Raw genomic sequence first — 13,753 nt, forward strand, 5'->3', positions numbered from 1 at the left:
TGGGATTTATTATCAATTACTTTTTTATGAAATAGAAATTATACCCCTGTGTAGTTGTAAGGAGTAATAACTTTCAACTCTTCTTTAATTTGATCAGACACTGATAAACCATCAATAAATACTTGAATTGAGTCTTCAGTAATCTTTTCATTTTTACGAGTTAAATCTTTCAACATTTCGTATGGATTAGGAATACCCTCTCTTCTTAGAACTGTTTGAATTGCTTCTGCAACTACTGCCCAGTTATCTTCTAGGTCTAATTTAAGTTGATCAGCATTTAACTCTAATTTATTTAAACCTTTTTTCAAAGATTGTAAAGCAATAACGATGTGTCCTAATGGTACACCAACGTTTCTCAATACAGTAGAGTCAGTTAAGTCTCTTTGTAATCTTGAAATAGGTAATTTAGCTGATAAGTGCTCCAATACTGCATTAGCAATACCCAAGTTACCTTCAGCGTTTTCAAAGTCGATTGGATTTACCTTATGAGGCATAGCAGAAGATCCCACTTCGTTTTTGTTGATCTTTTGCTTGAAGTACTTCATTGATACATATTGCCAGATATCACGAGACATATCGATCAAGATAGTATCAATACGCTTGTATGCATCGAACATTGCTGCAAGGTTGTCGTAGTTTTCAATTTGAGTTGTAAACTGAGAACGATCTAAACCTAAAACATTGTTCACGAAATCGTTACCGAATTCTACCCAATTAATACTTGGGTAAGCAACGTTATGTGCATTGAAGTTACCTGTAGCACCACCAAATTTAGCCGAGTAAGGAACCGCTTTTAAAGTCTCCAATTGTTTTTTCAAACGGTAAGTGAATACTTTAAATTCTTTTCCTAAACGAGATGGTGAAGCTGGCTGACCGTGAGTTAAGGCAAGAATTGGTTGATCGGCCCAAGCATCAGCTAATGAGTCAATCAATGCAATTACTTCTTCCAACATAGGGATCATTACTTCTTCATTAGCCACTTTAAGTGATAATGGAATAGAAGTATTGTTTACATCTTGAGAAGTTAAACCAAAATGAACAAATTCTTTTTGTTCTTTAATTCCCAATGCCTCGAATTTCTCTTTGATGAAATACTCAACAGATTTCACATCGTGATTCGTCACGCTTTCAAATTCCTTTACCTTTAAAGCATCCTCCATTGAGAACTCTTCGTAGATTTTTCTCATTGCAGGAAATAAAGAAGAATCAAAATCTTTAAGTTGTGGAAGTGGCTTCTCGCACAATGCAATAAAGTATTCGATTTCTACCCATACTCTATAACGAATCAACGCGAATTCAGAAAAATAATTAGATAAGGATTCCGCTTTACTTCTATAGCGACCATCGATAGGAGATACCGCTGTGAGTTGATTAAGCTCCATTTTTATGTAGGAATTTGGTGATAAAAATAATCAAGTCGCAAATATAAGCTGAACCGACTTATAAAAAAATATTTATGTATTGTTTAGTTGGTTCATCAAATGATTATTTGATAATAAAGATTAAAAAAGTTTTTAGTTGTTAATTACTTTATTTTGTATGTTTAAATAAATATCATGCTCTTTTTAAATACTCATATATTGAAATTTACAATGACAAAAATTCAAATTAAACTATACTTTTTCATCACACTATCAATCATTTCTTTTGGGTGTCAAAATGAAATCCATCAAAAAGAAGAGAAACAATCAAATCCATCTGATCATCAGATTAATGAAATAATTGAGGCTGAAGTTAAAATTGAGGAGAAGAACAATTCAATTGTAATAAAAAAAGAAGTTGAACCAATAGTGGATAGATATGAATATTGTGATTCACTTTGGAAGGAGTTAAGAAAAAATTTTGATGCTAAAGACTCGATTATTAATCAATTAATTGCTGAATATCCAGATGCTCCAATCAACAATGTTAGTTTTTTAAAAGGTATCGTAAACAATAATGATTCTACATTAGCCATACATCAACCTTTTGCTTCCGTTTTTGAAGGGTTAGATACACTTCCTTTTATTTTTTCTAAATACATTATGCTAGAAATCGAAAAAAATGGGCAACAAAGTTATGAAGATTGGTTTCCTGAAAATAGTATTCTTCAACAACATGATACAATACCTTTAAACCCAGAAGATGATCCAGAAAAATACTCAGAAATTTGGAAAACCAAATTACTTTTTCCAAATGCTATAAATGATATAGAAGAGCAAAATAGAGAAGTTTACATATATACCGAAAATGAAAAGTATAAAGCAGTGATAACTTCCTTAGGCAAACAAAATTCTGAATGTGATGAAGGTTATGTTTTTTACAATTTTTCACCCATAAAAAGTAAATTACTATTTTCCAGTCCATATGATATTGAATTAGAATATGGTAATTGGAATAATATTGATTCTTTAATACATAATGATCCATTAAACGATTGTGCAGATTGTCCTCATTCTGCAAATGAACATCATACTTTTGCTAAACTTAAGGGGTTTGATAATTTATTTTTTTCTTCAGCAGGTAATTCTTTAAATATTGATACTCTTGATTATCCGGGTCGTGAATTGTTGTTATTAAGGGATGGAAAATTGTTACCTCTATGGACTTCTAATATAGATAGATTTGGATGTTCTTGTTTATGATAAATGGTTGTCAAACCAAAAGGTTAATGTTCTAAATCTCACAATTTGACTTTTAATTAATATGAGAATTTCTATCATTGCTATCGTGATAACTTTAGGATTAATATCTTGTTCAAGAAAAAACTTTAATCAGACAAACACTGGTTCAGATAGATTTACTCAATTTATAGAGAAAACCGATTTTCATCAATTGGTAGGTGATGTACCTAATATTTATTTAGTATTAAATATAGATTCTAGTGGTTTATTAAGCCTTTCTGATGTGAAAGGGGTAATTCCACCAAATAGTTTAGATAGTTCATATTTAGAAAAAACTAAATTGAGACTATCTGAACAGCAAATCTATGTTGGTGATACTAAACTATTGAACGATACTATCTCAAATACAAAAATTTCATTGCCAATTAAAACAAGTTATTGAATACATTATCAATCGATTAGGGGTTGAGCTAATATTTGGTGTATTGCTATATGAACAAACATAAAAACAAATGGAATTTAAAATGAAACGAATTACTTTTTTAATTATTCTTGCTTTTCTTTCTTCTTGTTCAACTAAACCAACAACTAAAGACTTTTTGAGTGAGGTTTTGACAAACTTGGAGGGTATTGAGAGCGTAAGCTATATATCTAAAGAGGAAGGCTGGCTACCCAGTGATACTGTTCCTTCTATTACATTTTCTCAATATACAGAGTCCTATCGAAACCCCTCTGATTCAACAATTGGATCTAAATTTTTGAAATTTGACACAAAAGATAAAAAACATCTTAAAGTCGGTTATGATGGAGAAATGCAGGTATCAATTAATGATGAATCAAAATTTGTTGTCCAGGATAAATTTGATAATAAGAAGATGACTTTTAGAGTCGTAATAGCCCCTTTTTATAATTATAATGAGAGTATTATAAGATATATTTTGAATAATAATGATTCGACAAGTCTTATCAAAGAAGATTTAGATGATGAAATACATATCAAATTAACTATAAACGAAGATAACTTTGTTGAATTTTTCGGTAAACCTGAATACCTTCCTCCTTACTCAGAGTTAGATGATCCAACGTCTATATATGAAATATGGATTGATAAGAAAACGAAATTACCTACTAAAGTAAGAAGAGAAATGTCTCATGATATTACTGTAAGTAAAATACTTGATTATGATATTAATAAACTTGATAAAGATAAATTTAACATGACTAATCATTACCCAAATGATTATGCGGTATTTGAGTTAAATCAATTAAAAAATTTTAAAGATCCACAAGTATTATTAGGCAAAAAAGCTCCTGATTGGATTTTAGAAAATGATAAAAAACAATCTGTTTCTTTATCTGAGTTAAATAGTAAGGTTGTATTACTTCAATTTACTAGTGTAACATGTGCTCCTTGTAAAAAATCAATTCCATATTTAGAAAAACTATCGAAAGATTACCCTAAAAATGATTTTGACTTGGTGGCAATTGAATGTTCAAGCGATAACTTAAGAGTTATTGATAATTATATTCACAAAAACAATTTCAATTATAAGTTTCTGATGTCATCAAAAGATATCATGAAGGATTATTCCGTTTCGATGTTTCCGGTTTTCTTTATTCTTGATGAAAATAAAACCGTAAAAAAAGTTATTAGAGGTTTTGGAGGAAAAATTACTGATCAAGAAATAAGAAACGAGATTGAAAATATGATATAAAGCTATTTATCACGTTTTATCTTTTTGAAAAATTGTTTAAATCTTTTTTGCCACCTTCACAGTTAATCTTCGTACAATTATTGCTCTAGAAGTCAACTACTATTTGAAGTACTCATTATGCTTGATTATAGATCAATATCTAATTATATGATATACTTCAATAAATAATATGAACATGAAAAATTTAAAAGGAAAAACAGCAATCATCACAGGTGGTGGTACAGGGGTAGGTAGAGCTATTGCTACAACATTAGTTGAAGAAGGGGTAAACGTTTTGTTAGCTTCCAGAACTAAGGATCATTTGATAGATACAGCAAATCAACTGAATAAGATAGGTAAAGGAAAGGCTATTACTGCTTCTTTAGATGTTCGTGATAAAGAAAATTGTATTAAAGTTGCCCAATTAGCGGTAAAGGAATTTGGATCAATTGATTTTTTGGTAAATAATGCGGGCCTTGGTGTTGGTAGTCTAGTGAAAGATACTACCGAAGCAGATTGGGATAAAGTGATTGATACAAATTTAAAGGGAACTTTTTTCATGATGCAATCAGTTTTGCCGACAATGATTGATCAAGAATCTGGATTTATTTTGAATATTGCATCGCAGGCCGCTAAAAGAGGCTATGCACAAGCAGGTCCTTATTGTGCTTCAAAATTTGGTGTTGTTGGTTTAGGGGATGCTTTGCAAGAAGAAGTGTATGAGCATGGAATCACTGTTCATAGTTTATGTCCTGCATTAATTCAAACTCCAGCACCAACTTCAGAAGAAGATAGAGATTATAATGTTTTACAAGTTGAAGATTTGGCTGAAACAGTAGCTTATTTATTTAAAATGCCTGAAAGAGTAAAGATAGATGATATTGGTTTGTATGCTCGCCCAAAGAGCAGAACAAGAGTATAAAATATATAAGAACAAGATTTTGATGTTAAGAATCTTCCTCATCATCAAAATCTTGTTCTGTATTTGCCACTTTTACAGGCTTTAAATCTACCAACGACCATTTTACTAATGCACCACATAAAGCTGTCAAGCCAGCAGTTAAACCTCCAATAAGTCCTGTTATAATACCAATGAAGTCATTTGATGGGACTTGGAACATCACTGAGATACGTCTGCTTAGTTCAGAACCTGTGTACAACTGAATAAATGCTGCATAGATTCCCCATAACAAACCAATAGAGGCAAAGGCAATAAGGAATGTTTTGAAAAAGCTGGATTTTTCATTTAAAACTCCATATATAAAACATGGGAAAGCAATTATCCACCAAGGAAAATACACTTGTAAAAGTGCACAAATAAAAAATATAGTGGCACCGTAAATTAAATCGTTATTTTTTATCATTACTTTTTAAGAATTTCTGATTTGTATAAACCTTCAGGTGTATTGCCAATAAATTGATCTTTGGAATAAAAGTTTATTTTATACATTTCACCTTTTTCAAATTTCTCAATTTGATCATCATAATAGGGGCTGCCAGCATTTCCAGATTGACCGCCAGGCACGACTTGATACACTTCTGGGCCATTTGCCGTCATCTCTACTATCATTCGATAACTAGGGCCATGTCCTTCTTTTGTAGCATTAATAATTCCTTTATAGCCTCCATTGTTAATTTCCAATGCATGAAAACCAGGTAATAGTCCCATGTGTTTAATATTGGTTTTTTTATATTTCGACCATTCTAATTTCTCATTATCATTTTCTCTTTTCCAATCCTCAACATGTTCAACAGCTTCGTGGAAAGATTGATTAATGATATCGGTTATATTTTCAATTTTTGAAGTTTCTAATTCATCAAAGAAATATAAAGAAGAATCATGTTGTAATAGGTAGAATGTAGTCTCACGAGTCGGCATTCTGTAATCTTTCGTTGGGTGATTATGAAACTCATCCCATACATCTTCCATCAGTGCATTCACCCATTCTTCAAAATAAATTGGAGAATAAGCATCTTTGTCATAACGGTAATTCCAATTTCTTAATGAATCAAACGCTTCTTTTTCAGTAGGATTAAATTGAAGCTGATCTATATGATTTAATAGGAAAGGAAGGTTCTCTTTGGCGAATAAACTAAAATTGTCGTTTAACATTTTAGTCATGTCTTGAATAGTAAAATTATTCCCAGAATCAAGTAATTGATGTATCCTTCTATTTCTATAAAATTCATAATATTGACCATATGTATAATATGGATAATCTTTACCTGCAGGATGTTCGTTGGCAGAACTTACAAATCCCTTCTTTGGATTTTTGATACGAATATTATGCTCTTGAGGAATATAACCTTGCCATTTCATATCTGATCTAGCTCCATCCATCACAAACTTTCCTTGTTCTTTCCATTTATTTGGATAACGGCCCTGAATATTCATAGCAATAGTATTATCCTTTGAGATGAATGCGAAGTTTAATGATGGACCAGAAAAATAGGCTAAAGCTGAATTGAACTGCTCATAATTTTGAGATTTGTTCATCAAATAAATCGACTTTAACTCATTAGAAGGATCATGAGCTGACCATCTTAATGCATACCCAGCTCTTTGTTTCTCAGCACCAAATGAGTGATCGTAAACTATAGGTCCCCAAATAGTTTGCTGAATAGTATCTATAATTGATTCGCTCTCTCTTACTTTAATTTCTTCAATATTTAATTCAAAAGATTCATATTTCCCATCTACAATGTAATTAGAAGTGTGGTTATGATCACTGTATAATATCTTATACCAATCTTTATCATCTCTTCTCGCACTTGTCACGCCCCAAGCAATATTTTCATTATAACCAGTAATGATACACGGTATTCCTGGTATACTCATACCCATTACGTTCATTAAAGGAGTGGTTAATTGATTTGAAAACCAAATAGAAGGTAATGATAAATTTAAGTGAGGGTCATTACATAAAATAGGGTTGCCATTGGCCGTCTTTTCAGCAGATAACGCCCAGTTATTACTACCATTATCAGGGTCTGGTTTAAAGCCAACAGTTTTTCTTAAACCCGATAAAGGTTTAAAGTTTTTTGGCTTTTTAGGGTGATGTACATCCCATTGTGCCCAAGCACTATCGTAAGGGACAATAGCTTCTTGGTGAGGTAGCATATCAGGAAATAAAAGATCAAAATTCTTTTTTCCTATTTGCTTGAGAACGTTGGTGTTTTCAAAATCATAATCAGTACCACTTAAAGAATACTGAATAAACTTAAAAATCAAACCTACTTTTAAAGGGGTCCATTCTTCAGGTTTGTAGTTGAAGAATTTATACTCAACAGGATAATCTTTGAAATTTAATTGATTGATATAAGCATTTACACCCTCAGTATATGCCTCTATCACTCCATATATCTTCTTATCTTTCTTCGTCTCTTCGATAAATTTTTCAGCACCATATCTTAGACCAAGTCGACGCATTTTTTTATCGTAATCAATCGTCAACTTACCAAAAACTTCTGATAATCGTCCCCCAGCAGCCATCGCTTGAAATTCCATCTGCCAAAGTCTGTGACGTGCAGTGATATATCCCTGAAGAAAATAAAGATCATGTTCATTTTCTGCATAAATATGAGGAATGAGCAATGAATCGTAATATACTTTTGCTTTATTATTTAGATCTGTAGTAATGATGTTGGAAGTGATTTTGTCATCGTTAATTTCATTTTGCCAAAAACCATGAAATGGATCTAAAAATCTACCAAAAGGGGGGGAGTTGTTGATTTTTGAGTCTAAAGCAACAATACAGAAAAAAGTAAATGCACAGATAATACCTGCAATAGATGACCTCATAATAAAAAATTAATCCGAAAAGCTCGAAAGTTCTCTTTTTATAAAAAATGCAAATTAATTAACCTAATCCATCTTATCAACAGAAATAGAAGTTAAAAGTGGAATTAATTCTTTAGGTTCCTTAATAAGGTAATTGGGATTTTCTTTTTTTAGAATTTGAGCGTCATTAAATCCCCATTCCACAGCAATATTGTTCATGTTGGCTAATTTACAAGCCACGATGTCTCTAACTTCATCACCAATGTAGACACAATTGGAGTATCTCTTTTTTATCTTTTTTAATGGAACCTCCTTTTTAAACAATTTTGATGAAGTAATGATGTCTTCAAAATAATGTTCTAATTTATGTTTTTGAAGATAAGATTTTATATTTTTCTTACTATTAGAGCTCATGATAATTAATCGAAAGTTCAGAGTATGTAATTGCCTTATGACTTCCTCTAAACCCGGTTCAATGCTTAGAGAGTTAATATCTACTCTCATCAGTTTCTTAACTTCATAGATAAAAAAAGGAATTTTCCATTTCTTAATTTTTATCGCTTTGAGCAGTTCTTTTGCTGTTAATTTTCGTACATCAATTTCTACAGTATTGATTTCAGCTAGTTTATATTTATGTTGTAATGACTTTACGATACCTTCGATCAGTAATTGTGATTGGACTATCGTACCATCAAAATCAAAAACAATAGTTAATTTGTTTTTCATAAAGATTAAATGCTTTATGTTCGTGTTATGATTGAAAAAACCAAATCGATTAAATTTCGAATAACCCTTTTTGGATTAGCAATTATACCCTTTTTTCTTTTGAATATAAGTGTAGGGTCATCAGATATTTCCCTGAGCAGTCTTTGGGAAGCAGTAATTCATCAGACGGATGAGAATAGTGGAATATATACCATATTTACTTTGATACGCTTGCCAAAAGCATTGGTAGCACTTTTAGCAGGAGTAGGGTTATCTGTGAGTGGTTTGTTAATGCAAGCCCTTTTTAGAAACCCAATGGCAGGGCCTTCTGTATTAGGAATCAATTCTGGAGCATCATTAGGTGTTGCTTTTGTTTCTCTTTCTGTTGGATTAGGGATCGGGAGCTCTAGTTTTCTACAAAATTCTGGAGCATGGATGACAATTCTAGCATCCTCTGCAGGGGCAGCAATGGTTTTATTAGTCATTCTAATAGTTGCTCACAATCTAAAGGATAATGTTGCTTTGTTGATTATCGGTATTATGGTAGGGGCTTTAACATCGAGTTTAGTTGGTATTGCTCAATATTTCTCAAGTCCAGATGCACTTCAAGAATATATTTTATGGACTTTTGGTAGCTTAGGTGGAATCGTTTACGAACAAATTATTGTGCTCACCCTTATCATTATATTAGGGATTATAGTTAGTGTGACTTTATGTAAATCAATGAATTTGATGATTCTTGGAGAACAGTATGCCATTTCTATGGGGTTAAATATTAAGCGATATCGTTTTCTGTCAATATTATCAGCTAGTTTATTAGCAGGGTCGATTACTGGTTTTTGTGGACCAATCGGATTTATTGGTATTGCGGCACCACATTTAGCTAGAGTTGTAGCCAAAACTTCTGATCACTTTAAATTATTACCTTTGTCGGCATTTATTGGGGCAATAATTATGTTAGGGTGTGACACGATCTCTCATATAAGTGAATCAGGAGTTGTTTTGCCCATCAATTCCATTACCTCTTTAATAGGAGCACCAATTGTTATTTTAGCCATGGTTAAAGGAAGGAAATAGATGAAGACGATAGAAATTAAAAATTTAATTACTGGATATCATCAAAAAAATAAAGAGATTTATAAAGTTGGTAATTATCCTTCTCTTACCTTAAATAAAGGTGATTTTGTTACTTTAATTGGGCGAAATGGAATCGGTAAATCAACTTTATTAAAGACATTGTCGGGTGATATTCCACCTATTGAAGGAGAGGTGAAGATAAATGGAACACCTATTCATCAATTAGACAATATTACTCGTTCTAAGCTGATTAGTTTTGTTTTGCCAAATGTTCAGATCAATGGACGGTTAACAGTAGAAGAAGTCGTTATGTTGGGTCGCTATCCTTATATTAATTGGTGGGGCAAAACATCTGATGACGATAAATTATCGGTTATTCGTGCTTTGGAAAGTGTACAGGCAATGCATTTAAAGAATAGAGATATCACTACTTTAAGTGATGGCGAAAAGCAAAAAGTGATGATTGCAAGAGCTTTGGCTCAGGATACTCCAATTATCTTTCTTGATGAATCTACAGCACATCTTGATTTACCAAATCGTGTGGAAGTTTTCCAGTTATTAAAAATTATAGCAAGAAAAAGCCAAAAAACTATACTATTATCCACACATGAAATCGAAATGAGTTTACAAGTAGCAGACTACATTTGGTTGCTTCAAAAAGGTAAATGTACTTTCGGGACTCCAGACTTATTAGTATCGAAAAACACTATTAGAGAGGTGTTTAATTCCAATTATGTCGGTTTTGATAAGGAAAGTGGAGTATTTAAATTTTGTTCGATCGAAAAACAATTCTCTTTTGGCATAGAATTAGACGTATCAGTTAAAGATTATCTTGGACATCAAGATGTCGATATTAGAATTCTTTGGTTAATAAAGAAATTTATATCGGAAGGTTGTGATGAAAGTAAAGATGCAGATGTTCAGATAAAATTATTGTACTCTACTGATAATGAACTATTGGAATGGAATGTTACATACAAAAACAAGACTTTGATATATCAAGACCATGATAATTTGAATCTTTATAATCAAATTAATAAAGACTTTTTCTCTTGATTATATCATTTATTTGATAATAATTTGAACAAAAATTATATATTTGTTCAGAAGCGTATAAGATATTTACAATTTTTTAATTAGAAATCTCATAATGGGGGTTAATAAACTTTTTATCAAATTCTTTTATTTATTGTCACTGATTTTTTTACCAATACTATCCATTGCTCAAAATCAAACAATTAAAGGGACTATTTTGGATGAAGATCATCGTCCGGTGTCATCAGCAATTGTTTATGTAGACGGTGAAAAAGTTGCCTCTTCTAATTTAAGAGGGGAGTTCACTTTTGAGACAGCGGATAAGACAAAAATCAATACGATAAACGTAATCAAGAATGGTTATAAAATGCAGACTTGGGCTACAAATGGTCCAAATAAAATATCTGTATTATTATCATATGCCCCAATTTATATCGAAGGTACTGTTCTAGTAGGAAAAAGACCTTTTCCAAATAAATTAGTAAAGATCAGTGGAGAACCTTTTTCAGCTGTAAAAACCAATAGTGCTGGAAAATTCAAGATAAAAGTAAGTAGAAATTTTATAGTAAAAACGTCAACAATATTTTTAGTTGATGGTGAACCTGTTTCATCAAGTCAGTTCTTTTTTAGTAAAAAACTGAATAATGTTACTATTAATCTACCGGCAGATAAAAATGCTAATAATGAGGCACCTGTTTTAGCAAAAAAGACACCTAATACACCGACTCAACAACAAATAATTGAAGATAAAGATATTGAAATTGATCCTATCTTAGTTGTTGTAGTTTATGATGAAGATATTTCTCCTGCGGATTCATTAAGAGTAAATATCAACGATAAAGAGTTTTTAACGGATAGTAATGGTGAATTTGAAGTATATGCAGATTCATTAAACGAAAACACTTTAGCGATAAATGACTACAAAATTGTAAAAACAAAATATGATTATGAAGATAATTATATGTTTGTGTATATCTCTAGCTTCGATGAAAATGCTCCTCCAAAAGAGGAAATGAACATCGAATACTCAGAAAATTTCCAAGCTGTTTTCAATACTTTAGAAGCGGAGAAGCAAATTTTACAAGAAACTGGAGTAAGTCTTAGAAAAGAGATTCAGAAAATTTCAGAGAAATTAGAGAAAGATAATACCACTCGATCTAAACAAGCTGCACTAGAAGCTTATTTAGAAAGATTGACATCCTCATTGATTGAAAACGAATTGGCCTATGAAGATGCACAATTCAAAACCAATCAAATGATGGAAAGAATGAGGTCTCAAATTAATCAGCAGACATCAACTATTGAGCAAATAGAAGAGGAGAAAGAATCTGTAGAGAAGGAAAGAATGTTGTATTTTATTATTGCAGCAATTTCTTTAATCCTAATATTCATCTTCTATAAAAATTCTCAGAAGCTAAAAGAACAAAGAGACGACTTAAAAGAAATTACTGAACGTTTGCAAGAAGCAAAAGATGATGTGATCAAATCGCATGAAGAAATGCTTTCTGTAAAGGATATTGGACAGAAGTTTACCTCTCAGTTGGATTTTGAAAACCATATGGTGGATCTACAAGAAAGTGTAAACGAATTGTTACCGGCATCAACTTTTGGTATTGGAGTTTACAATAAATACGAAAGAAGATTAGAGTTTAGAAATCAAGTATCTGATGTTGGATTAGAATCATTCTATTCTGAATCTATTGATGATACTCAAAGTTTAGCGGGATGGTGTTTTAATAACGAGGTAGAACTAATTATTAATGATTATGATACTGAGACCAACCTATACATTCCACAAACTGAAAATAAAAGAGATTTTAGAAATAAGTCGGTAATCTATATGCCGTTAATTATTGATTCTAAAGCAATAGGGGTAATTACTATGCAAGCTTTAGCGAAAAATCAATATGAAGAATTAAACGTCTCTACTTTAAAATCTTTGGCCTCATATGCATCTATTGCAGTATCAAATTATGTGGCTTACAAAGAATTAAAAGAAAAGAACAAGAGCATTTATGATAGTATGCGTTATGCTAAGACTATCCAAAATGCCATTTTACCATCCAATAAATTCATTAAGAAAAGTTTTAGCGATAGCTTCTTATTATACAGGTCGAAAGAATTAGTTTCTGGAGATTTCTACTGGTATAAAGAAAAAGAAGTTGAAGGCAAATTAAGAAAGCTTATTGCGGTAGTGGATTGTACAGGTCATGGTGTACCGGGTGCATTCATGTCGATGATTGGTAATGCATTGTTAAATGATATTACGAACACTAAGAAGAGGTTATCTACTGTAGAAATATTGGATAGTTTGAATGTGGGTGTTCAAGATTCATTGAGACAAGAGGAGTCATTAAATGACGACGGTATGGATTTAGCACTTGTTAGTGTTGTAGAAAATGATGATAAAACTATAGATGTTGAATTCACAGGAGCTAAAAGACCTATCTATATTTTTAAACAACAATCTAAAGAATTGGAAGTTGTAAATGGAGATAGTAAATCTATTGGTTATACTACACGTAAAGTGAAAAACTTTACATCTAAGAAGTTAACCTTAGAGAAAGGAGATATTATCTATCTAAGTTCTGATGGATATGTTGATCAAAATAATTTGGATAGAAGAAAAATTGGTACCAACCGTTTGAAAAGCATCATCTTAGATAATGCAGCTCTTCCATTGGATCAGCAAAAAGAAAAATTAGAAATAGCTTTAGATGATCATCAAAAAGGTGGTGTTGAGCAAAGAGACGATATCACAATAATGGGTGTGAAACTATAGTCGTTTTTAAATAAAGTTTATAAAAAAGGTCTCAAAATCAAATGATTTTGAGACCTTTTTTATTGATCTGTAATGA

11 protein-coding genes are annotated in these 13,753 nt (G+C 31.5%); 7 read left to right on the top strand and 4 right to left on the bottom strand.

Annotated elements, in window-relative coordinates; all coding sequences use genetic code 11:
* Positions 1-38 precede the first annotated feature (38 nt).
* Complete coding sequence (purB, locus tag KMW28_RS09890) at positions 39-1,382, bottom strand: adenylosuccinate lyase (RefSeq protein WP_169665303.1); 1,344 nt, start codon at positions 1,380-1,382, stop codon at positions 39-41.
* 210 nt (positions 1,383-1,592) lie between these two features.
* On the opposite strand from purB, the gene KMW28_RS09895 reads away from it, so the two are divergent.
* From KMW28_RS09895 to KMW28_RS09910, 4 genes are all read left to right on the top strand, one after another.
* Complete coding sequence (locus KMW28_RS09895) at positions 1,593-2,624, top strand: hypothetical protein (RefSeq protein ID WP_169665302.1); 1,032 nt, start codon at positions 1,593-1,595, stop codon at positions 2,622-2,624.
* Between the two features lie 61 nt (positions 2,625-2,685).
* Positions 2,686-3,045 carry a hypothetical protein gene (locus KMW28_RS09900; RefSeq protein ID WP_169665301.1) on the top strand — a complete coding sequence of 120 codons (360 nt, stop codon included), beginning with the start codon at positions 2,686-2,688 and terminating at the stop codon, positions 3,043-3,045.
* Positions 3,046-3,127: 82 nt separating this feature from the next.
* Complete coding sequence (locus KMW28_RS09905) at positions 3,128-4,318, top strand: TlpA family protein disulfide reductase (RefSeq protein WP_169665300.1); 1,191 nt, start codon at positions 3,128-3,130, stop codon at positions 4,316-4,318.
* A gap of 175 nt (positions 4,319-4,493) precedes the next feature.
* Positions 4,494-5,219, top strand: a complete 726-nt coding sequence (locus KMW28_RS09910; protein ID WP_169665299.1) for an SDR family oxidoreductase — start codon at positions 4,494-4,496, stop codon at positions 5,217-5,219.
* A gap of 25 nt (positions 5,220-5,244) precedes the next feature.
* Here KMW28_RS09910 and KMW28_RS09915 read toward each other — a convergent pair whose 3' ends face one another.
* The 3 genes from KMW28_RS09915 to KMW28_RS09925 form a co-directional block, all read right to left on the bottom strand.
* The gene (locus KMW28_RS09915) at positions 5,245-5,661 is read right to left on the bottom strand and encodes a hypothetical protein (protein ID WP_066207769.1); all 417 of its coding nucleotides are present in this window, start codon (positions 5,659-5,661) and stop codon (positions 5,245-5,247) included.
* Entirely contained in the window at positions 5,661-8,099 is a 2,439-nt protein-coding gene (locus KMW28_RS09920) for a penicillin acylase family protein (protein ID WP_169665298.1), read from the bottom strand. Before KMW28_RS09920 ends, KMW28_RS09915 begins: the two co-directional genes overlap by 1 nt.
* Positions 8,100-8,162: 63 nt before the next feature.
* A complete protein-coding gene (locus tag KMW28_RS09925; protein ID WP_169665297.1) occupies positions 8,163-8,804 on the bottom strand; it encodes an HAD-IA family hydrolase in 642 nt (213 codons plus the stop codon).
* A 99-nt stretch (positions 8,805-8,903) separates the two neighbouring features.
* On the opposite strand from KMW28_RS09925, the gene KMW28_RS09930 reads away from it, so the two are divergent.
* From KMW28_RS09930 to KMW28_RS09940, 3 genes are all read left to right on the top strand, one after another.
* On the top strand, positions 8,904-9,860 hold the full coding sequence (locus KMW28_RS09930; protein WP_169665296.1) for a FecCD family ABC transporter permease: 957 nt from the start codon (positions 8,904-8,906) through the stop codon (positions 9,858-9,860).
* Positions 9,861-10,916: an ABC transporter ATP-binding protein gene (locus KMW28_RS09935; protein ID WP_169665295.1), complete on the top strand. Its 1,056-nt coding sequence runs from the start codon at positions 9,861-9,863 to the stop codon at positions 10,914-10,916.
* A 133-nt stretch (positions 10,917-11,049) separates the two neighbouring features.
* Entirely contained in the window at positions 11,050-13,677 is a 2,628-nt protein-coding gene (locus KMW28_RS09940) for a GAF domain-containing SpoIIE family protein phosphatase (protein WP_169665294.1), read from the top strand.
* Positions 13,678-13,753 lie beyond the last annotated feature (76 nt).

This window comes from Flammeovirga yaeyamensis (assembly GCF_018736045.1).
Classification (GTDB): Bacteria; Bacteroidota; Bacteroidia; order Cytophagales; family Flammeovirgaceae; genus Flammeovirga; species Flammeovirga yaeyamensis.

Excerpts from the sequence above, each read along its gene's own strand:
- KMW28_RS09925 (WP_169665297.1), bottom strand. The coding sequence starts at position 8,804 with ATGAAAAACAAATTAACTATTGTTTTTGATTTTGATGGTACGATAGTC.
- KMW28_RS09915 (WP_066207769.1), bottom strand. The coding sequence starts at position 5,661 with ATGATAAAAAATAACGATTTAATTTACGGTGCCACTATATTTTTTATT.
- KMW28_RS09910 (WP_169665299.1), top strand. The coding sequence starts at position 4,494 with ATGAAAAATTTAAAAGGAAAAACAGCAATCATCACAGGTGGTGGTACA.
- KMW28_RS09895 (WP_169665302.1), top strand. The coding sequence starts at position 1,593 with ATGACAAAAATTCAAATTAAACTATACTTTTTCATCACACTATCAATC.
- purB (WP_169665303.1), bottom strand. The coding sequence starts at position 1,382 with ATGGAGCTTAATCAACTCACAGCGGTATCTCCTATCGATGGTCGCTAT.
- KMW28_RS09920 (WP_169665298.1), bottom strand. The coding sequence starts at position 8,099 with ATGAGGTCATCTATTGCAGGTATTATCTGTGCATTTACTTTTTTCTGT.
- KMW28_RS09905 (WP_169665300.1), top strand. The coding sequence starts at position 3,128 with ATGAAACGAATTACTTTTTTAATTATTCTTGCTTTTCTTTCTTCTTGT.
- KMW28_RS09935 (WP_169665295.1), top strand. The coding sequence starts at position 9,861 with ATGAAGACGATAGAAATTAAAAATTTAATTACTGGATATCATCAAAAA.
- KMW28_RS09900 (WP_169665301.1), top strand. The coding sequence starts at position 2,686 with ATGAGAATTTCTATCATTGCTATCGTGATAACTTTAGGATTAATATCT.